This window comes from Streptomyces sp. NRRL S-337, from assembly GCF_000720175.1.
In the GTDB taxonomy this organism is placed as follows: Bacteria; Actinomycetota; Actinomycetes; order Streptomycetales; family Streptomycetaceae; genus Streptomyces; species Streptomyces siderophoricus.
On the sequence record NZ_JOIX01000005.1, the window covers coordinates 170,323 to 192,256 of the forward strand.

Here is a 21,934-nt window from a genome sequence, read left to right on the forward strand (position 1 = left end):
GAGACCCCCATGTCCACGACCGAATTCCTCGCGGTCCGCGGCAGAAAGCTCGCAGCCGGCGCGGGCACACTGACCACGGCGCTCGCCCTCGGAGCGACGCTGTCCGCCATGGCTCCGGCCCAGGCGGCGCCCGGCCCGACCGCCAAACCGTACGGCGTCGTCACGACCAAGAAGGGCCTGAGCGAGCGTCAGTACCCCAGCACCGACGCGTCGGTGAAGGGCTACCTCCGGCACCGTGCCCAGGTCAACCTGGTGTGCAAGGTCCGCACCCAGCCCGTCGCCGGCAACAGTGTCTGGTACCTGACCGGCGAGGGGCGCGGAACCTGGGTCGCGGCGAAGTACGTGACCAACAACGGCTCCGTCAAGTACTGCAAGGAAGTGCAGCGCGGCCGGATCGCGCCCCACAACAACGCGGCCAAGCACGCCGTGGGCTGATGGCGCCCGGCACCCAGGCCCGGTCCGGTACCCGCAGGTGCCGCACCGGGCCTTCGTGCGCCGGTGGCGGGCGCGCCTGCCCGGCAGAACGTGCGGCAGGCCCGTACCGCGGTCACGCTCTTCCGAATTTCTGCAACAAGTTCTACTGTGCCCCCGATCCGTGAACCGACGGCCCGTCAGAAACGCGGCGGTCCGCCGGCCGGACGACCGGACTGCCGGACGATCTGGAGGGGCCGTGCACCTCGAATACACCCCCGAGCAACAGCAGTTGCGCGCCGAGCTGCGCACCTACTTCGCCGAACTGGTGCCGGACCACGCCTACGCCATGGGTGCCCCCCTCGCCGACCCCGCCGAGCAGAAGCGCTTCTACCGCGCGACCATCCGCCGCCTCGGCGCCGACGGCTGGCTCGGCGTCGGCTGGCCCCGGGAGTTCGGCGGGCGCGGGATGACCCCGATGGAACAGTTCATCTTCTTCGACGAGGCCGCCCAGGCCGGCGTCCCGCTGCCGCTGATGGCGCTCAACACCGTCGGACCGACGCTGATGCAGTTCGGCACCGAGGAGCAGAAGGCGTACTTCCTGCCGCGCGTCCTCTCCGGGGAGCTCGACTTCGCCATCGGCTACAGCGAGCCCGAAGCCGGCACGGACCTGGCCGCGCTGAAGACCAGGGCCGTACGCGACGGTGACACCTACGTCGTCAACGGCCAGAAGATCTGGACCACCAACGGCGACACCGCCGACTGGGTGTGGCTGGCCGTCCGTACCGATCCCGACGCGCCACCGCACAAGGGCATCACCATCCTCCTCGTGCCGACCTCCGACCCCGGCTACTCCTGCACCCTGATCAACACCCTCGCCTCGCACGACACCACGGCGAGCTACTACGAGAACATCCGCGTCCCCCTCTCGCGCCGCGTCGGCGAGGAGAACAAGGGCTGGCGGCTGATCACCAACCAGCTCAACCACGAACGCGTCACGCTCGCCGCCCACGGCACCATGGCCATCCGCGCCCTGCACGACGTGCAGCGCTGGGCCATGAAGACCAAGCTCGCCGACGGCCGCCGCGTCGTGGACCTGCCCTGGGTCCGCCGCCGCCTCGCGCAGACCCACACCAGGCTGGACGCCATGAAGCTCCTCAACTGGCGCATGGTGAACGCCCTCCAGGAAGGCACGCTCACCCCGCAGGACGCCTCCGCGGTCAAGGTCTACGGCTCCGAGGCGCGGCGGGACGCCTACGCCTGGCTCATGGAGGTCGTCGCCGCTGCGGGCGCCCTCAAGAAGGGCTCGGCGGGCGCCGTGCTCCACGGCGAACTGGAACGCGGCTACCGCTCCGCGGTGATCTTCACCTTCGGCGGCGGCAACAACGAGATCCAGCGCGAGATCATCGCCTGGATCGGCCTGGGGATGCCACGGGTACGGCGTTAGCCTGACGCCGTGGACACCCCTCCCGCAGGTGACCCCGGACTCTTCGGACCCTCGTCGGTGACCTGGCAGATGCACGGTGACCCGCTGATGTGGATCGCCGGGATCCGCGCGCTCTACCTTCAGGCGCTGTACCCCCGCGCGGTGCGGGGCGTCCTGCAGAACTCGGACTTCCGGCGCGACGCCTGGGGCCGGCTCATGCGCACCGCGAACTTCGTCGGCACGACGACGTACGGCACCACCGACGCCGCCGAACGTGCCGGTGCCGCGGTCCGCGGACTGCACCGGAGGCTGACCGCCACCGACCCGGCCACCGGCGGGCGGTACCGCATCGACGAGCCGGAGCTGCTGCTGTGGGTGCACTGCGCCGAGGTCGACTCCTACCTCCAGGTGCTGCGCCGCTCCGGCTGTCCGCTCACCGACGCCCAGGCCGACGCCTACCTGCGCGAACAGCGGGAGAGCGGCCGGCTGGTCGGGCTGGATCCGGCGCGGGTCCCCGCGGGCCGCGCCGCGCTCGCCGCGTACTTCGCACGGGTCCGGCCCCTGCTCGCGGCGACCCCCGAGGCCCGCGAGGTGGAGGCGTTCCTGCGCCGTCCGCCGGTGCCCGCCGTGTTCGTCCCGGCCCGCGCGGTGCTCTGGCCGTGGGTCGCCCACCTCGCCTACGGCGCCCTCCCGGCGTACGCCCACCGGCTCTACGGGCGCCCGGCGCCGCCGCCCGCCACCGTCACCCGCCGTCTGCGCGCCACCGGCCGCCTGCTTCGCGCCATTCCGCCCACCGTCCGCTGGCAGCTGCCGCCCCGGCACATCCTGCGTGCCGTCGCACGACTCGGGCCCGACACCCGCCCGTCGGCCTACAAGCTCCGCCGCGCCGCCGCCATACTGGACGGGCAGGGGGAGCGGCGCGATTGGCCGTGAGGGCGGGGACGGGGGCGGCGACAGACGATGGCGGAGAACCGGCTGATCCAGGGGCGGTACCGGCTGCTCGGCACCATCGGGCGCGGCGGCATGGGCGAGGTCTGGCGGGCCCGCGACGAAGCACTGGGCCGGCAGATCGCCGTCAAGTGCCTCAAGCCGCTGGGGCCCCGGCACGAGCCGGAGTTCCTCGACGTCCTGCGCGAGCGCTTCCGCCGCGAGGCCCGGGTCGCGGCCGCCCTCCAGCACCGCGGCATCACCGTCGTCCACGACTTCGGCGAGGACCAGGGCACCCTCTTCCTCGTCATGGAGCTGCTGACCGGCCGCAACCTCAGCCAGCTGCTCGACGACAACCGGCGCCAGCCGCTGCCCGTCCCGGACGTCATCGACATCGCCGAACAGGTCACCGCCGCCCTCGCCTACACCCACGGGCAGGCCGTGGTGCACCGCGACCTGAAGCCGGCGAACATCGTCCGCACCGCCGACGGCACGGTCAAGATCTGTGACTTCGGCATCGCCCGGCTGGGCCACGACATCGGTTTCACCGCCCGGCTCACCGGCACCGGCGTCGCGATGGGCAGCCCGCACTACATGTCGCCCGAGCAGATCGGCGCGCATCCCGTCGACCACCGCAGCGATCTGTACTCCCTCGGCTGCGTGCTGTACGAACTCGCCACCGGCGTCCCGCCGTTCGACCTCGGTGACGCCTGGGCGGTGCTCGTCGGACACCGGGACACCGCGCCGACCCCGCCGCGCTCCCTCCGCCCCGACCTGCCCGCGGCCTACGAGCGGATCATGCTCCAGCTGCTCGCCAAGGACCCCGACGAGCGGCCCCGCGACGCCGACGACCTGGCCAAACGCCTCGCCGACGCGCGCCAGGACCCCGGCGCCACCGCCCCGGCCCTGCCGCCCTGGACCGCCGGCATCACCCCCGGTTCACCGGCCGGCCCCGCCCACCGCCCGCCCCGCTCGGTACCGAGCCGCGCCGGCACGGTCCTCACCGACGCCTGGACCGGCGGCGGCGACCCCCGGTCCGGCGACGCCGCCGTGGCCGCCGGGATCGCCAGCCCGGCACCCCCGGACGACCGCCGCACCGCCCTCGCCGCCCGTCTGGCGGCCGGCCGGGCCCTGGGCGAGGACGGCCGGTACTTCGAGGCCCACCAGATCTACGCCGAGGTGCTGGCCGCCCAGGAACGCACCCTGGGACCCGACCACCCCGACACCCTCGACTGCCGTCACCACCTCGCCCGCAACCTCGGCCGGCTGGGCCGGCTGGAGGACTGCCGGGCCATGACGTGGGACGTGGCCGCAGCGCGCGCCCGGGTCCTCGGAGCCCGCCACCCCGACACCCTCACCACCTGCTACGAACTCGGCCATGTCCTCGGCCGGCTGGGCAAGTGGCCCGAGGCGCTGCGTACCTACCAGGAGGTGGCGGCGGCCCGTACGGCCGCGCTCGGCCCCGACCACCCCGAGACCCTCGACGCCCGCTCCGAGGTCGCCATCGGCCTCGGCAGGCTCGGCCGCAGCGCCGAGGCGCTGATGCTCTACCACGACCTGGTCGCCGCCCGCACCCGCACCCAGGGCGACGACGACCCGGACACCCTGCGCGCCCGGCACGGCCTCGGCGTCAACCTCGGGCGGCTGGGCCGCTGGCCGGAGGCGCTCGCCGAGGCCAAGGAGGTGGCCGCGGCCCGCGAGCGGGTGCTCGGCCCCGACCACCCCGACACGCTGGTCAGCCTCCGGGAGACCGCCGTGGCCCTCGGCTGGCTGGGCCGCTGGGACGACGCGCTGGACCGCTACCGCCGGGTCGCCGACGCCCGCACCCGGGCGCTGGGCGCCGCCCACCCCGACACCCTGGCCAGCCAGAGCGACCTCGCCCAGTGCCTGGAACAACTCGGCCGCCAGGACGAGGCGGCCGCCCTGCACCGCCGGATCGCCGCCCTCCGACGGGAGCGCGCGGCGCACCGCCCCTAGCGGGCCGCTCAGTCGTCCGGCGTCACCCGGTAGAGCACCGTGCCGTGCGCCGGCACGTCGTGCGCCACGATGTCCCCGTCGCTGTGCCCGCGGTGACCGGTGACCAGATCGTGCAGCCGGTACGAGGACGCCTCCGGCAGCCCGGCCGCGCCCGCGGTGATCGCCAGCGTGCGCGGCGCGTCAGCGGAGTTGAACAGCGCCACCGCCCGGTCGCCGTTCTTCAGCGGCTTGGCCAGGACGGCCGAGTGGTCGTCCTGCGCGACGATGCGGCCCTGGACCCCCAGCGGATCCTGGTCGACGGCGATGACGTGCGCGTTCCCCAGCACCGCGCGGGCCTGCGGGGAGAGCTTTCCGAGGTCCGTACTGGAGATCAGCGGCGCCGCCATCATCGCCCACAGCGACATCTGGCTCTGCATCTCGTCCCGGCTGAGCCCCGAGTCCCCGGCCAGCAGGAAGTCCGGGTCGTTCCACCGTCCGGGGCGCTGCAGATCGGCGAGGTTCGCGTTGTAGTGGAAGTTGTAGACGATGGAGGACCACTTGGCGTCCGGGGTGCTCTGCTGCAACGCCACGTCCCTGCCGCCCCGCCACAGGTTCCCCAGTTCGGACGACCAGCCGATGACCCGGTGCCAGACGCCGTCGCCGTCGAACTGGAAGTAGGCCGGCGCGGACACGGAGAAGGTGATCGGCCGGCCGCTGGCCCGCAGCGCGCGGCTCATCTGCCCGTACAGGTCCCGGTAGGTCTCCTCCTTGCTGTGTCCCGGCGTGGTGGGCACGTTGCAGCCGTCCGCCTTGACGTAGTCCACCTGCCAGCTCGCGAACAGCTTCGCGTCCTCGGCGAAGTGGCCGAGACTGCCCGGGTACTTCTCACAGGTGAGCGTGCCGACGTCCTCGTAGATCCCGAACTTCAGTCCCAGGGCGTGCAGTTGCTGCCCCAGGTAGGCCATGCCGTGCGGGAACTTCACCGGGTCCGGCAGCAGCTCGCCCTGGGGGCCGCGCTGCTTGGCCATCCAGCAGTCGTCGACGGTGACCGTTCGGTAGCCCTTGTGCGCCAGCCCCGAACGGACCAGTGCCCGCGCGTTGTCGAGCACCACCTTCTCGTCGACGTGGCAGGTGTAGTACGACCAGTTGTTCCAGCCCATCGGGGGAGTGGGGGCCAGGTTCGGGTACGGGCCGGCGGCGTGCGCCGAGTCGGACGCGCGGCCGGGGCCGGGGGCGGCGGAGGCGGGCGCCGGGGAGGCCAGCAGCCCGGCCGAACAGGCGGCGACGGCGGTGAGTCCGGCGACGGTGCGGCCGATGCGGGGTACCGAAGGACGGGACACGGGGTCACCTCACGGGTGTGCGGGACGGCCTGACGGGGGGACAGCCGGGGCGGTGCCGAGGTGGAGCACGGCCGGACGCTAGGAGCAGCCCCGGACCCGGTCAAGAAGCCGCACCGGCCTGAGTGGAGGTTTCAGCCGCGTGCACCTGGCCCCCGCGATCACCGCGTGCTACCAAGGGGCATGCCGGAACGGACTTCGTACGACGCGGTCATCGTCGGTGGCGGGCACAACGGACTGGTGGCCGCCGCCTATCTCGCACGCGCCGGTCTGAGCGTGCTGGTGCTGGAACGGCTGGACCACACCGGTGGTGCCGCCGTGTCGACCCGGGCCTTCACCGGTGTCGACGCCCGGCTGTCCCGCTACTCCTACCTCGTCAGCCTGCTGCCGCCGAAGATCGTGCGGGACCTCGGGCTGCGCTTCGCGGTCCGCAAACGCACCGTTTCCTCCTACACCCCCACCGTGCGCCACGGCCGCCCCACCGGCCTCCTGGTCGGCGGCGGCGAGGCCCGCACCCGCCGCTCGTTCGCCGAACTCACCGGTTCCGACCGGGAGTTCGCCGCCTGGGAGCGCTTCTACGGCACCACCCGCCGGCTCGCTGAGCGGGTCTTCCCCACCCTCACGGAACCGCTGCCCACCCGCGCCGCGCTGCGTGCCCGGGTCGACGACGACGCCACCTGGCGCGCCGTCTTCGAGCGGCCCCTGGGCGAGCTGGTCGAGGAGACCTTCACCGACGACCTGGTCCGCGGGGTGGTCCTCACCGACGCCCTCATCGGCACCTTCGCCACCGCCCACGAACCGTCACTGCGCCAGAACCGCTGCTTCCTTTACCACGTCATCGGCGGCGGCACCGGCGACTGGGACGTCCCCCTGGGCGGCATGGGCGCCCTCACCGATGCCCTGGCCGACGCCGCCCGCCGGGCCGGTGCGGAGATCGTCACCAGCTGCCCGGTGACCGCGCTCGCCACCGACGGCCGCACCGCCGAGGTCACCTGCGAGCAGGGCACGATCGGCGCCCGCCGGGTCCTGGTGGGCGCCTCGCCGCGGGAACTCGCCCGCCTCCTCGGCGAGGCGCCGCCGCCGCCCGCCGAGGGCGCCCAGCTCAAGGTGAACATGCTGCTCACCCGGCTCCCCCGGCTCCGCGACACCGGGGTGGACCCGCGGGAGGCGTTCTCCGGCACTTTCCACATCGCCGAGGGCTACGACCAGCTGGAAGGGGCCTACCGGCAGGCCGCCGCCGGGAGCCTGCCGGCCGCCCCGCCCTCCGAGATCTACTGCCACTCGCTGACCGACCCCTCCATCCTCGGCGCCGACCTGGTCCGCCGCGGCTACCAGACGCTCACCCTCTTCGGCCTGCACACCCCCGCGCGGCTGTTCGCCGACGACACCGCCGACAACCCTGCCACCCGCGACCGCCTCCTGGCGGCCACCCTCGCCGAACTGGAGAAACACCTCGCCGAGCCCCTCGCCGACTGCCTCGCCCAGGACGCCGACGGCCGCCCCTGCGTCGAGGCCAGGTCCCCGCTCGACCTGGACCGCGAACTCGGCCTGCCGGGCGGCAACATCTTCCACCGCGAGCTGGCGTTCCCGTACGCGGATCCGGAGGCGGAGGCTCCGGCCGGCGCGGCGGCGCGCTGGGGCGTGGCCACCGGCCACGACGCCGTCCTCCTGTGCGGCGCGGGCGCGGTGCGGGGCGGCGGGGTGAGCGGCATCCCCGGCCACAACGCCGCGATGGCGGTGCTGGAGGAACGGTGCTCAAGCAGGGCGTGACGGCCCGGGAAGGCGCGGCGACCCCGGGCCGGCCCGGCCGCGGGACAGTTTTCTGACGCTGCATCAGAAAATCTCTTCCCTCGTACGGCGCCCTGCGGCATCCTGCGCGCATGCAGACGGAGCTGAGCAACAGGCTGGGCGCGGAGCACGCCGTCTTCGGGTTCACCCCCTTCCCCGCGGTCGCCGCGGCGATCACCCGGGCCGGCGGGTTCGGGGTGCTCGGCGCGGTCCGCTACACCGCGCCGGACGCCCTCGCCCGCGACCTCGACTGGATGCAGGAGCACACCGACGGGCTGCCGTACGGGCTCGACGTGGTGATGCCCGCCAAGAAGGTGGCGGGCGTCAGCGAGGCCGACGTCGAAGCGATGATCCCGGACGGGCACCGCCGGTTCGTCGACGGACTCCTCGACACCTACGGCGTACCGCCGCTCGCCGAGGGCGAGGAGTCCGGCTGGCGGATCACCGGCTGGATGGAACAGGTCGCCCGCACCCAGCTCGACGTGGCCTTCGACTACCCGATCACCCTGCTCGCCAACGCCCTCGGCCCCCCGCCCCCGGACGTCGTCCAACGCGCCCACGAGCACGGTGTCCTGGTCGCCGCACTGGCCGGCAGCCCCCGGCACGCCCGGCACCACAAGGCCGCCGGCATCGACATCGTCGTCGCCCAGGGCTACGAGGCCGGCGGACACACCGGCGAGATCGCCACCATGGTCCTCACCCCCGAGGTGGTGGCCGCCGTCGACCCGCTGCCCGTCCTCGCGGCCGGCGGGATCGGCAGCGGCGAGCAGATCGCCGCCGGACTCGCCCTGGGCGCCCAGGGCGTCTGGCTCGGCTCGATCTGGCTGACCACCCGGGAGGCCGAACTCCACTCCCGGCGGCTGACCGCCAAACTGCTCGCCGCAGGACCCGGCGACACCGTGCGCTCCCGCGCCCTGACCGGCAAACCCGCCCGCCAGCTGCGCACCGAGTGGACCGACGCCTGGGACGACCCGGCCGGCCCCGGCCCACTGCCGATGCCGCTGCAAGGACTGCTGGTCGCCGAGGCGAACTCGCGCATCCAGCGGCACGAGGTCGAGCCGCTGCTGGGCACCCCGGTCGGCCAGATCGTCGGCCGGATGACCAGCGAACGCAGCGTCCAGGCCGTCTTCGACGACCTGACCCGCGGCTTCGAGCGGGCCATCGACCGCATCAACCGCATCGCCGGACGCGCATGAACCCGAGGAGGACAGCGGAATGACCAACTCCCCACCGCCCAACGGCTTCTGGGCGCAGGCCGCCGCCGACCCGGACCGCACGGTGCTGATCGCCCCGGACGGCGAGGAGTGGACCGCGGGCCGGCTGCACGCCGTGAGCAACCGGCTGGTCCACGGGCTGCGCGCGGCCGGCCTGGAACGCGGCGACGCCTTCGCCGTGGTCCTGCCCAACGGCGTGGAGTTCTTCACCGCCTACCTCGCCGCGTCCCAGGCCGGTTTCTACCTCGTCCCGGTCAACCACCACCTGGTCGGCCCGGAGATCGCCTGGATCGTCGCCGACTCCGGGGCGAAGGTGCTGATCGCGCACGAGCGGTTCGCCGACGCGGCCCGGCAGGCGGCGGACGAGGCGGAGCTGCCGGCCGCCCGGCGCTATCTGGTCGGCACCGCGGACGGCTTCCGGCCGTACCGCGAACTCCTCGACGAACAGCCCGACTCCGCACCCGACGGCCGGACGCTGGGCTGGGTGATGAACTACACCTCCGGCACCACCGGACGGCCGCGCGGCATCCGCCGCCCGCTGCCCGGCACCCCGCCCGAGCAGGCCCATCTCGGCGGATTCCTCGGCATCTTCGGCATCAGGCCGTTCGACGGCAACGTCCACCTGGTCTGCTCGCCGCTCTACCACACGGCCGTCCTGCAGTTCGCCGGCGCCTCGCTGCACCTCGGCCACCGCGTCGTCCTGATGGACAAGTGGACCCCCCAGGGCATGCTGGCCCTGATCGACCGGCACCGCTGCACCCACACCCACATGGTGCCCACCCAGTTCCACCGCCTGCTCGCGCTCCCCGCGGCGACCCGGGCGGCCTACGACGTCAGCTCGCTGCGGCACGCCATCCACGGCGCCGCGCCCTGCCCCGACCACGTCAAACGCGCCATGATCGACTGGTGGGGCGGCTGCGTCGAGGAGTACTACGCGGCGAGCGAGGGCGGTGGCGCCTTCGCGACCGCCGAGGACTGGCTGAAGAAACCCGGAACGGTCGGCCGGGCCTGGCCGATCAGCGAACTGGCCGTCTTCGACGACGACGGCAACCGCCTGCCGCCCGGCGAACTCGGCACCGTCTACATGAAGATGACCACCGGCGGCTTCCGCTACCACAAGGACGAGGGGAAGACCCGGAAGAACCGGATCGGGGACTTCTTCACCGTCGGCGACCTCGGGTACCTCGACGAGGACGGCTACCTCTTCCTCCGCGACCGCAAGATCGACATGATCATCTCGGGCGGGGTGAACATCTACCCCGCCGAGATCGAATCCGCCCTGCTCGGCCACCCCGCCGTCGCCGACGCCGCGGCCTTCGGCATCCCGCACGACGACTGGGGCGAGGAGGTCAAGGCCGTCGTCGAGCCCGCCGAGGGCCATGTGCCCGGGCCCGGTCTGGCCGCCGACATCCTGGCGCACTGCGAGCGCCAACTCGCCGGCTACAAACGGCCCAAGACGGTCGACTTCATCGCCGTCATGCCGCGCGACCCCAACGGCAAGCTGTACAAGCGCAGGCTCCGCGACCCCTACTGGGAGGGCCGGGAGCGCGCCGTGTAGCGGTACTTGACCTCGCACCGGGCCGCCCGCAGGATCCCGCCATGACTGATGTGCGCAGCAGCACGGTGGACGGGATCCTGCGGCGGAGCGCCCGGCGGGTGCCGCACCGCACCGCGGTCCGGTACGGCGACCGGATGTGGACCTACCGGGAGCTCGACGAGGCCGTGTCGGCCGCGGCCGCGGTGCTCCGCGGGGCCGGACTGCGCCCCGGCGACCGGGTCGGCTCCTACGGCCACAACTCCGACGCCTACCTCATCGGCTTCCTCGGCTGCGCCCGCGCCGGGCTGATCCACGTACCCATGAACCACCACCTCACCGGCGACGAGCTGCGCTACCTCGTGGAGCAGTCCGGCAGCTCCCTCGTCCTCGCCGATCCGCGGCTCGCCGGGCGGCTGCCGGACTCCACGCGGGTCCTGCCGCTGCGCGACACCGACGACTCGCTGCTGGTCCGGCTGCGCACCGCGCCCGCGGACCCGGACCCCGCGGCGCCGGAGTCCGACGACCTGGTCCAGCTGCTGTACACCTCCGGCACCACCGCACTGCCCAAGGGCGCGATGATGACCCACCGCGCCCTGGTGCACGAGTACGTCAGCGCGATCACCGCCCTGGACCTCGCGGAGACCGACCGCCCGGTTCACTCCCTGCCGCTGTACCACTCCGCGCAGATGCACGTCTTCCTGCTGCCGTATCTGGCGGTCGGCGCGGAGAACACCCTCCTCGACGCGCCCGACCCGGAGCGGATCCTCGACCTGGTCGCGGCGGGCCGGGCGGACAGCCTGTTCGCACCGCCCACGGTGTGGATCGGCCTGTCGCAGCACCCGGGGTTCGCCGACCGCGACCTGAGCGCGCTGCGCAAGGCGTACTACGGCGCCTCGATCATGCCGGTGCCGGTCCTTGAACGGCTCCGCGCCCGGCTGCCCGGGCTGGCCTTCTACAACTGCTTCGGGCAGAGCGAGATCGGCCCGCTGGCCACCGTGCTGGGACCGGACGAGCACGAGGGGCGGATGGATTCCTGCGGGCGCCCGGTGCTCTTCGTCGAGGCGCGGGTGGTCGACGAGTCGGGCCGGGAGGTGCCCGACGGCACCCCGGGCGAGGTCGTCTACCGCTCCCCGCAGCTGTGCACCGGCTACTGGGACAAGCCCGAGGAGACCGCCGAGGCGTTCCGCGACGGCTGGTTCCACTCCGGGGACCTGGCCGTCCGGGACCCGGAGGGCTACTTCACCGTGGTGGACCGGGTCAAGGACGTCATCAACTCCGGTGGCGTGCTGGTCGCCTCGCGCCAGGTGGAGGACGCGCTCTACGCCCACCCCCAGGTGGCCGAGGTCGCGGTCATCGGGCTGCCGGACGAGCGGTGGATCGAGGCGGTGACCGCCGTGGTCGTGCGGCGCCCGGAGGGTGAACCGGTCGGGGAGCAGGAGCTGATCGAGGCGGCCCGGGCCCGGCTCGCGCCGTTCAAGGCCCCCAAACGGGTGGTGTTCGTGGACGCGTTGCCGCGCAACGCCAGCGGCAAGGTCCTCAAGCGGGAGCTCCGGGAACGGTTCGCGGCGTCCTGAGCCGTCGGGCGCGCGGCGCGCCGTGCGGCGCGCGCGACGCGTGCGGAGGGCGACTGTCGGTGCCCCCTGCCATGCTGAAAACGCGTGGCCGGAGAACAGCCGGCCGACGGCCCTGTACGTCTCGTTCCGTACGACGGAGGACACCATGCTGACCACCCGTTACGTCCCCGGCGCCCCCAACTGGCTCGACCTGGGGACGCCCGATATCGACGCCGCCGTCGCCTTCTACTCCGCCGTGTTCGGCTGGAGCTTCGCGTCCGCCGGCCCGGAGGCCGGCGGCTACGGCTTCTTCCAGCTCGACGGGAAGACCGTCGGCGCCGTCGGCCCGCTCACCGAGGAGGGCGCGCGGTCCGCGTGGACGACGTACTTCCACACCACCGACGCGGACGCCACGACCAAGGCGGTGGAGCAGGCCGGCGGCCGGGTGCGGGTCGCGCCGTCGGACGTCTTCACGGCCGGCCGGCTGGCCGCCTACACCGACCCCACCGGCGCCGATTTCGCGGTCTGGCAGCCCCGTGACGTCCAGGGCCTGGAGCGGGTCATGGAGCCGAACACCCTGTGCTGGACGGAGCTGTACACCACCGACGTGGCCATGGCCAAGGGCTTCTACCGCTCGGTGTTCTCCTGGAGCTTCCAGGACATGCCGATGGGCGGCGACCGGTTCTACTCGATCGTCTCCTCGCCGGGCGGCGGCGAGGGCGAGGACACCGGCCAGGGCGGCGTGATGCAGCTGGCGGAGGAGAATCTGGCGGCCGGTTCGGCCTCGGAGTGGCACCCGTACTTCGGCGTGACCGACTGTGACGCGACCTACGCCGCCGCCCTCGACCACGGCGCCACGGTCCTCATCCCGCCGACCACCGCCCCCGGCGTCGGCCGGCTGGCGATGGTCACGGACCCGGCCGGCGCCCCGTTCGCCCTGATCAAGGGGGACCCGGAGATGACCTGAGCGGTCAGGCGGGGTCCCGCGGCCGGGCGTCCACGATCCGCTTGATCTTGCCGACCGAGCGCTCCAGCGTCTCCGGATCGACGATCTCCACGGCGACCGAGACCCCGATGCCCTCCTTGACCCCGCGTGCGATCAGCCCCACGGCTGCCGCACGTGCTTCGGGGCCGGCATCGGGGCGGGCCTCGGCGCGTACGGTCAGATGGTCCATCCGGCCCTCGCGGGTGAGCCTCAGCTGGAAGTGCGGGGCGACGCCGGGCGTGCGCAGCACGATCTCCTCGATCTGCGCCGGGAAGAGGTTGACCCCGCGCAGAATGATCATGTCGTCGCAGCGCCCGGTGATCTTCTCCATCCGGCGGAAGGCCGGCCGGGCGGTGCCCGGCAGCAGCCGGGTCAGATCGCGGGTGCGGTAGCGGACGACCGGCATCGCCTCCTTGGTGAGCGAGGTGAAGACCAGCTCGCCGTGCTCACCGTCCGGCAGCACCTCACCGGTGACCGGGTCGACCACCTCCGGATAGAAGTGGTCCTCCCAGATGTGCAGCCCGTCCTTGGTCTCCACGCACTCCTGGGCGACCCCCGGGCCCATCACCTCCGACAGCCCGTAGATGTCCACGGCGTCGATCGCGAACCGCTCCTCGATCTCCCGGCGCATCTGCTCGGTCCACGGCTCGGCACCGAAGATGCCGACCTTCAGCGAGGTCGACCGCGGATCGATGCCCCGCCGCTCGAACTCGTCCAGCAGGGTGAGCATGTAGGACGGCGTGACCATGATGATCTCGGGCCGGAAGTCCTGGATGATCTGCACCTGCCGGCCGGTCATCCCGCCGGACGCCGGGACGACCGTGCAGCCCAGCCGCTCCGCGCCGTAGTGCGCGCCCAGTCCGCCGGTGAACAGCCCGTAGCCGTAGGCGATGTGGATGGTGTGGCCGGGCCGGCCGCCGGCCGCGCTGATCGAGCGGGCGACCACGTCCGCCCAGTGGGCGAGGTCGCGTTCGGTGTAGCCGACCACGGTCGGGCGGCCGGTGGTGCCGCTGGAGGCGTGCAGGCGCCGCACCTCCTCCTTGGGGACCGCGAACATCCCGAAGGGATACTGCGCACGCAGGTCGTCCTTGACGGTGAACGGGAAACGGGCCAGGTCACCGAGCGTCCGGCAGTCCTCGGGGCGGACCCCGGCCCGGTCGAAGGCCGCACGGTAGAAGGGCACGTGGTCATAGGCATGGCGCAACGAGGCGCGCAGCCGGGTCAGCTGGAGGTCCCGCAGGGCCTCCGGCGAGAGCACTTCCGCGTCGTCGAACGCCGTGCTGTCCGTCGCCCTGCCCGTGGCCGCTTCCGGCATGGAGTGTCACCGCCTCGTCTCCCTACCGATCATTCGGTAGCTGCATGCTGACCCAAGTAATCAGCGCGCGGCGAACACGTCAAGGGGCGTGCCGCAGCCGGCCCCCGGGTAGCGTCCAGCGCATGAGTGACGTCCGGAAAGTGCAGGTAGGTGACGTTCGGCTGGCGTACCGGGTGTGGGGGGAGGAGGACGCGCCCCCGGTCGTGCTGCTGCATTGCCTCGGCGAGGACGGCGAGGACTGGCGCGGCGTGGTCGGCCGGCTCGCCGGCACCCACCGGGTCTTCGCCCTCGACCAGCGCGGCCACGGGCACAGCGACTGGCCGGGGGAGTACGGCTTCGCCCGGTGGCGGGACGATGCGATCGGCTTCCTCCAGGCGCTCGGGCTGAAGCGGGTGACCCTCGTCGGCCACTCGGCCGGCGCGCTGACCGCGCTGCTGGTGGCCGCGGACCGGCCCGAGCTGGTGGACCGGCTGGTCCTGGAGGAGGCCGCCCCGCCGCTGCCCGCCGACCCGCCGCAGGAGGCACCGGAGCAGCCGGCCGGCCCGCAGGCGTTCGACTGGGGCGCCAAGACGGCGGTGGTGGGCGAACGCAACGCCCCCGACCCGCAGTGGTGGGAGTGCCTGCCGCGGATCACCGCCCCCACCCTCGTCATCGCCGGCGGCCCCACCAGCCACATCCCGCAGGAACACCTCGTGCGGATGGCCTCCCTGATCCCCGATGCCCGCCTGGTGACCGTCGAGGGCGCCGGCCACCTCGTCCACGAGGAGCGCCCGGGCGAATTCCTCGCCGCGGTCACCTCGTTCCTGCCGCCCCCGCGGTAGCCGGCCGCGCGGACCCGGGGCCGGCGGGCGCGCACGTCCCTTAGGCTCGCGGCCGTACGCCTCCCCGCGTACGGCCGGCCGGGGGAACTGCCCCCGGCCGCCCCGAGGTTCGAGAAAGGCCGACCGTGCAGCTGACCCTCTCGACGCGTCGTGCGCTGATCGCCGGCGCCGCCGCGGCCCTGCTGTTCACCGGGGCCGGTGGCGCGGTCGCGGCGCCCGCCGGCCCCGCAGCCGCCGCCCCCTCACCCGCGGTCCCGGCCGCCGCCCGCGCGCACTCCCCGTACGCCGCACTCCGGCCGCTCGCCGCACTGTCCGCGGAGCGGCTGGCCACCGGCGACCTGGTGGCCGCGGCGAAGTGGGGCACCGGCAGCCCGATCGACGATCCGGCCCGCGAGCAGCAGGTGCTGGACTCGGTGGCCGAGCAGGCCCGGCAGCTCGGCGCCGACCCGGCCGCGACGGTGCAGATCTTCCGGGACCAGATCGAGGCCAACAAGATCGTGCAGCGCGGCCTGCACCGCCGCTGGGACGCCGACCCCTCCCAGGCCCCGGCCGAGCGCCCCGACCTGGGCGAGGTCCGCAAGGAGATCAACCGCATCAACACGGAACTGGTACGCGCCATCGCCGCCTCCGCGCCGGCCCGCTCCGCACCGTCCTGCCACCCGCTGCTGGCCCTGGCCGGCGCCGGGGTACGCCACGCGCGCCACCTGGACCCGCTGCACACTGTGGCCCTGGCCCGCTCCCTTTCGTCGGTGTGCGGGGAAGCCGGCTGAACGGCGGCCCTCCGTCCGGCGACCGGGGCGGTCCGGGCGGCGCGCCGCCGCGGCCCTCATGCCCCCCGTTCGCCCGCCGCCACCGCCTTCGCCCAGCGGTAGTCGGCCTTGCCGCTCGGGGAGCGCTGGATGCGGTCGGTGAAGACCACCGCGCGCGGGACCTTGTAGCCGGCCAGCCGGGTGCGGCAGTGGGCCTGAAGGGCCGCCAGGTCCAACGGCCCGCTGCCGGCGCGGAGTTGCACCACAGCCGAGACCCGGTTGCCCCACCGCTCGTCCGGGACGCCCGCCACCAGCGCGTCGTAGACGTCCGGATGGGCCTTCAGTGCCTGTTCGACCTCCTCCGGATAGACCTTCTCACCACCGGAGTTGATGCACTGCGAGCCCCGTCCGAGGACGGTGACGATGCCCTCCTCGTCGACGGTGGCCATGTCGCCCAGCAGCACCCACCGGTCCCCGCGCGCCTCGAAGAAGGTCTCGGCGGTCTTCGCCGGGTCGTTGTAGTAGCCCAGCGGGACGTGACCGCGCAGCGCCAGCCGCCCCACCTCGCCGGCCGGGACCGGTTCGCGCGTCGCGGGATCGACCACGGCCGTACGGGAGTTGACCCGCAGCCGGAACCCCTTGGCGGGACCCGAGTCGTCGGTGGCGGTGCCGTTGAAGCCGGACTCCGAGGAGCCGAAGTTGTTGAGCAGCATCGCGTTCGGCACCAGCGCGGTGAACTGGGCGCGTACGGTCTCGGAGAGGATCGCGCCGGAGCTGCTGACGCTGAACAGCGAGGAGCAGTCGGTGCCCTTGAGCGGCCCGGCGAGCGCGTCGACGAGCGGCCGCAGCATCGCGTCGCCCACCAGCGACACACTGGTGACCCGCTCCCGCTCGACGGTCCGCAGCACCTCCTCGGGCACGTACTTGCGGTGCAGGACGACCTTCTGGCCGAAGTGGAAGGCGATGAACGCGGTCAGGGTCGAGGTGCCGTGCATCAGCGGGGGAGTGGGGAAGAAGACGATCCCCTCACCGCCCGCCGCGACCCGTTCGGCGAGCTCCTGCGGCCGGGTGACCGGGTCGCCGGTCGGGGCCCCGCCGCCCATGCCGGAGAAGAAGAGGTCCTCGTGCCGCCACATCACGCCCTTGGGCATCCCGGTGGTGCCGCCGGTGTAGATGACGATCTGGTCATCGGCGGAGCGCGGCGCGAAGCCGCGGGCCGGTGAGCCGGACGCCTCGGCGTCCGTGAGCGCGACCGGTGCGAGGGCCGGTTCGGGGGCGCCGTCCGGCGGGGTACCGACCCGGACCAGGTGCCGCAGGCGCGGCGCCCGCGGCAGGGCGGCGGCCACCCGGCCGGTGAACTCCGCGTCGAAGACCAGCCCCACCAGGTCCGCATCCCGGTAGAGGTACACCAACTCCTCCTCGACATAGCGGTAGTTGACGTTCACCGGCACGGCGCGGATCTTCAGGCAGGCGTACACCGCCTGGAGGTAGGGGACGCCGTTGTAGAGGTGCAGCCCGACGTGGTCCCCGGGGCCGATGCCCCGGCCGGCGAGGTGGTGGGCCAGCCGGTTGGCGGCGCGGTCGAGCTCCGCGTACGTCAGCCGCCGCTCCGCGCCGGTCCCCGGGTGGTCGAGGTACACCAGGGCCTCGCGATCGGGCACGGTCTCCACGATCGACTCGAAGAGGTCGGCAAGGTTGTACTCCACGTCTCCTCCAGACCGGGCGGCGTCGGCGCAGGGGAGGCCCGCGGGTCCGGACCCCGGCGGTCATTAGAGCGCCGCGGGCAGGAGCAGGGAAGGGGCCCGGCGCAAGTAATCTGACTACCTGTCAGAAAAGCCTTGAACTCACCGTGCGGCTACTGCAACCTGTTCTCGTTCCTGCAGACGGGAGACCGCAATGGGTGGGACGGAACACCTCACCGTGCAGCGCGAAGGCGCCACACTGGTGCTCACGCTCAACAGGCCCGACACCAAGAACGCACTCTCGCTCCCCATGCTCGTCGGGCTGTACGACGGCTGGGTGGCGGCCGACGAGGACGACGCGATCCGCTCGATCGTGCTCACCGGCGCCGGCGGCGCGTTCTGCGCCGGGATGGACCTCAAGGCCCTGGCCGGCAAGGGCATGGCGGGGCAGCAGTACCGCGACCGCCTCACCGCCGACCCCGACCTGCACTGGAAGGCGATGCTGCGGCACCACCGCCCCCGCAAGCCGGTGATCGCCGCCGTCGAGGGAGCATGCGTGGCGGGCGGCACGGAGATCCTCCAGGGCACCGACATCCGCGTCGCGGGCGAGTCCGCCACCTTCGGGCTCTTCGAGGTCAGGCGCGGACTGTTCCCCATCGGCGGATCGACGGTCCGCCTGCAGCGCCAGATCCCGCGCACCCACGCCCTGGAGATGCTGCTCACCGGCCGCCCGTACACCGCCCGCGAGGCCGCCGGCATCGGCTTGATCGGCCAGGTCGTCCCCGACGGCACGGCACTCGCCAAGGCCCTGGAGATCGCCGAGCAGATCAACGCCTGCGGCCCGCTCGCCGTCGAGGCCGTCAAGGCGTCGGTGTACGAGACCGCCGAACTGACCGAGACCGACGGACTCGCCGCCGAACTCGCCCGCGGCTGGCCGGTCTTCGACACCGCCGACGCCAAGGAGGGCGCCCGCGCCTTCGCGGAGAAGCGACCGCCCGTGTACAAGCGCGCCTGACCCGGAGGAGCCCGTGATGCCAGCAGTCCTCAAAGCCCCGCTCGTCGTCGAATTCCCCTTCACCCGCTCCCTCGGACCCGTCCAGAGCGCGTTCCTGACCGGGCTGCGCGAACGCGTCGTCCTCGGCGTGCGGACCCGCGACGGCCGCACCCTGGTCCCGCCCGTCGAGTACGACCCCGTCACCGCCGAGGAGATCGGTGACCGCGGCGGCCTTGTCGAAGTCGCCCCCACGGGCACGGTCACCACCTGGGCCTGGAACCCCGAGCCCCGCCGCGGCCAGCCCCTTCGCACCCCGTTCGCCTGGGTCCTGGTCCGTCTCGACGGCGCCGACACCGCCCTGCTGCACGCCCTCGACGCCCCCGGCCCCGAGGCGGTGCACACCGGCATGCGGGTCCGCGTCCGCTGGGCCGAGGAACGCACCGGCGCCATCACCGACCTCGCCTGCTTCGAGCCGTACGACGGAGACCCGGCCGAACCCGCCGGTCACACCGGTGAGTTCGCGGACCCGGTCACCGGCATCGTCGCCCCCGCCCGCCTCGACTACGTCTACTCGCCCGGCCGCGCCCAGTCCGCCTACATCCACGCCCTCTCCGGCCGGCGGACCGTGGGCGAACGCTGCCCCTCCTGCCACAAGGTCTACGTCCCGCCCAGGGGCGCCTGCCCCACCTGCGGCATCGCCACCTCCGAACAGGTCGAGGTGGGCCCGCGCGGCACCGTCACCACCTACTGCATCGTCAACATCAAGGCCGCGCACACGGCGAATCTGGACATCGAGGTCCCCTACGTCTACGCCCACATCGCCCTCGACGGCGCCGGCCTCGCGCTGCACGGCCGGATCGGCGGCATCCCCTACGACCAGGTGCGGATGGGCCTGCGCGTCGAGCCGGTGTGGACGGAAGGGGGCCGCTACCCCGACCACTACCGGCCGACCGGAGAACCCGACGCGGAGTACGACACCTACAAGGAGCTGCTGTGACGCGTGAGATCGCGGTCGTCGCCTTCGCCCAGACCGACCACCGGCGCACCACCGACGAGCTCTCCGAGGTGGAGATGCTCCTCCCGGTGCTGCACGAGGTCCTCGACCGGACCGGCCTGAGGACCAGCGACATCGGCTTCACCTGCTCCGGCTCCTCCGACTACCTCGCCGGCCGCGCCTTCTCCTTCACCATGGCCCTCGACGGCGTGGGCGCCTGGCCGCCGATCTCCGAGTCGCACGTCGAGATGGACGGCGCCTGGGCCCTGTACGAGGCGTGGACGAAGCTGCTCACCGGCGACGCCGACACCGCCCTGGTCTACGCGTACGGCAAGTCCTCACCCGGCTCCGTGCGCGACGTCCTGACCCGCCAGCTCGACCCGTACTACGTCGCGCCCCTGTGGCCGGACTCCGTGGCGCTCGCCGCGCTCCAGGCGCAGGCGCTCATCGACGCGGGCGAGACGGACGAACCCGCCCTCGCCGCGATCGGGGCCCGCAGCCGCACGGACGCCGCCGCCAACACCCACGCCCAGCTGAGCGGTCCGGTGCCGCACGGCGACTACGTCGTACGGCCGCTGCGCACCGGCGACTGCCCGCCCATCGGCGACGGCGCCGCCGCCGTCATCCTCGCCGCGGGCGACCGGGCCAGGGAGCTGTGCGCCCGGCCCGCCTGGATCCGCGGCATCGACCACCGCATCGAGGCGCACGGCCTCGGCGTCCGCGATCTGACCGACTCGCCGTCCACCCGGCTGGCCGCCGAGAAGGCCGGCGCCTTCCGACGGGCCGTCGACACCGCCGAGTTGCACGCACCCTTCACCGCGCAGGAGGTCGTCCTGCGCAAGGCACTGCGGCTCGGCGACGACGTGTGCGTCAACCCGTCCGGCGGGGCGCTCGCCGCCAACCCGGTGATGGCCGCCGGCCTCCTGCGCATCGGCGAGGCCGCCGCCCGCATCCACCGCGGCGCGTCCGACCGCGCCCTCGCCCACGCCACGTCCGGCCCCTGTCTGCAGCAGAACCTGGTCGCCGTCCTCGAAGGGGATCCCCGATGAGCAAGGAGCCCGTGGCCGTCGTAGGCATCGGCCAGACCAAGCACGTGGCCGCGCGGCGGGACGTGTCGATCGCCGGCCTCGTCCGGGAGGCCGCCCAACGTGCCCTGGCGGACGCCGAATTGACGTGGGCCGACGTCGACGCGGTCGTCATCGGCAAGGCGCCCGACTTCTTCGAGGGCGTCATGATGCCCGAGCTCTACCTCGCCGACGCACTCGGCGCCGTCGGCAAGCCGATGCTGCGGGTACACACCGCCGGTTCGGTCGGCGGCTCCACCGCGCTCGTCGCCGCCAACCTCGTCGCGGCCCGCGTCCACGGCACGGTCCTCACCCTCGCCTTCGAGAAGCAGTCGGAATCCAACGCGATGTGGGGCCTCTCGCTCCCCGTCCCCTTCCAGCAGCCGCTCCTCGCCGGCGCCGGCGGCTTCTTCGCCCCGCACGTCCGCGCCTACCTGCGCCGCACCGGCGCCCCGGACCACGTCGGCTCGCTCGTCGCCTACAAGGACCGCCGCAACGCCCTCAAGAACCCCTACGCCCACCTCCACGAACACGACCTCACCCTGGAGAAGGTCCAGGCCTCGCCCATGCTGTGGGACCCGATCCGCTACTCCGAGACCTGCCCCTCCTCCGACGGCGCCTGCGCGATGATCCTCACCGACCGGGCCGGTGCCGCGCGCGCCCCGCACCCGCCGGCCTGGATGCACGGCGGGGCGATGCGCAGCGAGCCCACCCTCTTCGCCGGCAAGGACTTCGTCTCCCCGCAGGCCGGCAAGGACTGCGCCGCCGACGTCTACCGCCAGGCCGGCATCACCGACCCGCGCCGGCAGATCGACGCGGTGGAGATGTACGTCCCCTTCAGCTGGTACGAACCCATGTGGCTGGAGAACCTCGGCTTCGCCGACGAAGGCGAGGGCTGGAAGCTCACCGAGTCCGGCGTCACCGAGCTCGACGGCGACCTCCCCGTCAACCCCTCCGGCGGCGTCCTGTCCACCAACCCGATCGGCGCCTCCGGCATGATCCGCTTCGCCGAGGCGGCGCTGCAGGTGCGCGGCCGGGCCGGCGAACACCAGGTCGACGGTGCGCGCCGAGCACTCGGACACGCCTACGGCGGCGGCTCGCAGTTCTTCTCCATGTGGCTGGTCGGCGCCGAACCACCCGCCACCTGACGGTTCCGCCGGCCCGCCCCGCCACGTCCCCTG

18 protein-coding genes are annotated in these 21,934 nt (G+C 73.3%); 15 read left to right on the forward strand and 3 right to left on the reverse strand.

Annotated features, from left to right (window positions below):
• Positions 1-9: 9 nt before the first annotated feature.
• From IG62_RS0106930 to IG62_RS0106945, 4 genes are all read left to right on the forward strand, one after another.
• Positions 10-435, forward strand: coding sequence for a hypothetical protein (locus IG62_RS0106930; protein WP_030798743.1), 426 nt, complete (start codon positions 10-12; stop codon positions 433-435).
• A gap of 235 nt (positions 436-670) precedes the next feature.
• Positions 671-1,858 carry an acyl-CoA dehydrogenase family protein gene (locus IG62_RS0106935; RefSeq protein ID WP_030798745.1) on the forward strand — a complete coding sequence of 396 codons (1,188 nt, stop codon included), beginning with the start codon at positions 671-673 and terminating at the stop codon, positions 1,856-1,858.
• Positions 1,859-1,927: 69 nt separating this feature from the next.
• Positions 1,928-2,770: an oxygenase MpaB family protein gene (locus IG62_RS0106940; protein WP_078871868.1), complete on the forward strand. Its 843-nt coding sequence runs from the start codon at positions 1,928-1,930 to the stop codon at positions 2,768-2,770.
• Positions 2,771-2,797: 27 nt separating this feature from the next.
• On the forward strand, positions 2,798-4,741 hold the full coding sequence (locus tag IG62_RS0106945) for a serine/threonine-protein kinase (RefSeq protein WP_030798750.1): 1,944 nt from the start codon (positions 2,798-2,800) through the stop codon (positions 4,739-4,741).
• 8 nt (positions 4,742-4,749) lie between these two features.
• Here IG62_RS0106945 and IG62_RS0106950 read toward each other — a convergent pair whose 3' ends face one another.
• Positions 4,750-6,060 carry a glycoside hydrolase family 27 protein gene (locus IG62_RS0106950; protein ID WP_030798751.1) on the reverse strand — a complete coding sequence of 437 codons (1,311 nt, stop codon included), beginning with the start codon at positions 6,058-6,060 and terminating at the stop codon, positions 4,750-4,752.
• Positions 6,061-6,240: 180 nt separating this feature from the next.
• On the opposite strand from IG62_RS0106950, the gene IG62_RS0106955 reads away from it, so the two are divergent.
• The 5 genes from IG62_RS0106955 to IG62_RS0106975 all read left to right on the forward strand — a co-directional run bounded on the left by IG62_RS0106955 (position 6,241) and on the right by IG62_RS0106975 (position 13,116).
• The gene (locus IG62_RS0106955; RefSeq protein WP_030798753.1) at positions 6,241-7,827 is read left to right on the forward strand and encodes a phytoene desaturase family protein; all 1,587 of its coding nucleotides are present in this window, start codon (positions 6,241-6,243) and stop codon (positions 7,825-7,827) included.
• A 110-nt stretch (positions 7,828-7,937) separates the two neighbouring features.
• Positions 7,938-9,041 (forward strand): NAD(P)H-dependent flavin oxidoreductase, encoded by a 1,104-nt coding sequence (locus IG62_RS0106960; protein ID WP_030798755.1) that lies wholly within the window; start codon positions 7,938-7,940, stop codon positions 9,039-9,041.
• A gap of 19 nt (positions 9,042-9,060) precedes the next feature.
• Positions 9,061-10,617 (forward strand): acyl-CoA synthetase, encoded by a 1,557-nt coding sequence (locus IG62_RS0106965; protein WP_030798757.1) that lies wholly within the window; start codon positions 9,061-9,063, stop codon positions 10,615-10,617.
• Positions 10,618-10,658: 41 nt separating this feature from the next.
• Positions 10,659-12,170 carry an acyl-CoA synthetase gene (locus tag IG62_RS0106970; protein WP_030798759.1) on the forward strand — a complete coding sequence of 504 codons (1,512 nt, stop codon included), beginning with the start codon at positions 10,659-10,661 and terminating at the stop codon, positions 12,168-12,170.
• A 145-nt stretch (positions 12,171-12,315) separates the two neighbouring features.
• Positions 12,316-13,116 carry a VOC family protein gene (locus tag IG62_RS0106975; protein WP_030798761.1) on the forward strand — a complete coding sequence of 267 codons (801 nt, stop codon included), beginning with the start codon at positions 12,316-12,318 and terminating at the stop codon, positions 13,114-13,116.
• A gap of 4 nt (positions 13,117-13,120) precedes the next feature.
• Here IG62_RS0106975 and paaK read toward each other — a convergent pair whose 3' ends face one another.
• Complete coding sequence (gene paaK, locus IG62_RS0106980; RefSeq protein ID WP_030798763.1) at positions 13,121-14,449, reverse strand: phenylacetate--CoA ligase PaaK; 1,329 nt, start codon at positions 14,447-14,449, stop codon at positions 13,121-13,123.
• 122 nt (positions 14,450-14,571) lie between these two features.
• Between paaK and IG62_RS0106985 the strand changes: the two genes are divergently transcribed.
• On the forward strand, positions 14,572-15,270 hold the full coding sequence (locus IG62_RS0106985) for an alpha/beta fold hydrolase (protein ID WP_030798764.1): 699 nt from the start codon (positions 14,572-14,574) through the stop codon (positions 15,268-15,270).
• Between the two features lie 125 nt (positions 15,271-15,395).
• A complete protein-coding gene (locus tag IG62_RS0106990; protein ID WP_030798766.1) occupies positions 15,396-16,040 on the forward strand; it encodes a chorismate mutase in 645 nt (214 codons plus the stop codon).
• 56 nt (positions 16,041-16,096) lie between these two features.
• Here the strand turns inward: IG62_RS0106990 and IG62_RS0106995 are convergent, their stop codons facing one another.
• Positions 16,097-17,725: an acyl-CoA synthetase gene (locus IG62_RS0106995; protein WP_030798768.1), complete on the reverse strand. Its 1,629-nt coding sequence runs from the start codon at positions 17,723-17,725 to the stop codon at positions 16,097-16,099.
• 190 nt (positions 17,726-17,915) lie between these two features.
• Between IG62_RS0106995 and IG62_RS0107000 the strand changes: the two genes are divergently transcribed.
• The 4 genes from IG62_RS0107000 to IG62_RS0107015 are packed head-to-tail and all read left to right on the forward strand — an operon-like array spanning position 17,916 to position 21,901.
• The gene (locus IG62_RS0107000) at positions 17,916-18,716 is read left to right on the forward strand and encodes a crotonase/enoyl-CoA hydratase family protein (RefSeq protein WP_030798770.1); all 801 of its coding nucleotides are present in this window, start codon (positions 17,916-17,918) and stop codon (positions 18,714-18,716) included.
• A gap of 16 nt (positions 18,717-18,732) precedes the next feature.
• Complete coding sequence (locus IG62_RS0107005; protein WP_030798772.1) at positions 18,733-19,692, forward strand: Zn-ribbon domain-containing OB-fold protein; 960 nt, start codon at positions 18,733-18,735, stop codon at positions 19,690-19,692.
• Positions 19,689-20,738 carry a thiolase domain-containing protein gene (locus tag IG62_RS0107010; RefSeq protein ID WP_030798774.1) on the forward strand — a complete coding sequence of 350 codons (1,050 nt, stop codon included), beginning with the start codon at positions 19,689-19,691 and terminating at the stop codon, positions 20,736-20,738. Before IG62_RS0107005 ends, IG62_RS0107010 begins: the two co-directional genes overlap by 4 nt.
• A complete protein-coding gene (locus IG62_RS0107015) occupies positions 20,735-21,901 on the forward strand; it encodes a thiolase domain-containing protein (protein WP_030798776.1) in 1,167 nt (388 codons plus the stop codon). Before IG62_RS0107010 ends, IG62_RS0107015 begins: the two co-directional genes overlap by 4 nt.
• Positions 21,902-21,934: the final 33 nt, after the last annotated feature.

What these genes read in the sequence shown, in the direction of transcription:
- IG62_RS0106930 (WP_030798743.1), top strand. Translation starts at nt 10, where the DNA reads ATGTCCACGACCGAATTCCTCGCGGTCCGCGGCAGAAAGCTCGCAGCC.
- IG62_RS0106940 (WP_078871868.1), top strand. Translation starts at nt 1,928, where the DNA reads ATGCACGGTGACCCGCTGATGTGGATCGCCGGGATCCGCGCGCTCTAC.
- IG62_RS0106945 (WP_030798750.1), top strand. Translation starts at nt 2,798, where the DNA reads ATGGCGGAGAACCGGCTGATCCAGGGGCGGTACCGGCTGCTCGGCACC.
- IG62_RS0106955 (WP_030798753.1), top strand. Translation starts at nt 6,241, where the DNA reads ATGCCGGAACGGACTTCGTACGACGCGGTCATCGTCGGTGGCGGGCAC.
- IG62_RS0106960 (WP_030798755.1), top strand. Translation starts at nt 7,938, where the DNA reads ATGCAGACGGAGCTGAGCAACAGGCTGGGCGCGGAGCACGCCGTCTTC.
- IG62_RS0106965 (WP_030798757.1), top strand. Translation starts at nt 9,061, where the DNA reads ATGACCAACTCCCCACCGCCCAACGGCTTCTGGGCGCAGGCCGCCGCC.
- IG62_RS0106970 (WP_030798759.1), top strand. Translation starts at nt 10,659, where the DNA reads ATGACTGATGTGCGCAGCAGCACGGTGGACGGGATCCTGCGGCGGAGC.
- IG62_RS0106975 (WP_030798761.1), top strand. Translation starts at nt 12,316, where the DNA reads ATGCTGACCACCCGTTACGTCCCCGGCGCCCCCAACTGGCTCGACCTG.
- paaK (WP_030798763.1), bottom strand. Translation starts at nt 14,449, where the DNA reads ATGCCGGAAGCGGCCACGGGCAGGGCGACGGACAGCACGGCGTTCGAC.
- IG62_RS0106985 (WP_030798764.1), top strand. Translation starts at nt 14,572, where the DNA reads ATGAGTGACGTCCGGAAAGTGCAGGTAGGTGACGTTCGGCTGGCGTAC.
- IG62_RS0107000 (WP_030798770.1), top strand. Translation starts at nt 17,916, where the DNA reads ATGGGTGGGACGGAACACCTCACCGTGCAGCGCGAAGGCGCCACACTG.
- IG62_RS0107005 (WP_030798772.1), top strand. Translation starts at nt 18,733, where the DNA reads ATGCCAGCAGTCCTCAAAGCCCCGCTCGTCGTCGAATTCCCCTTCACC.
- IG62_RS0107015 (WP_030798776.1), top strand. Translation starts at nt 20,735, where the DNA reads ATGAGCAAGGAGCCCGTGGCCGTCGTAGGCATCGGCCAGACCAAGCAC.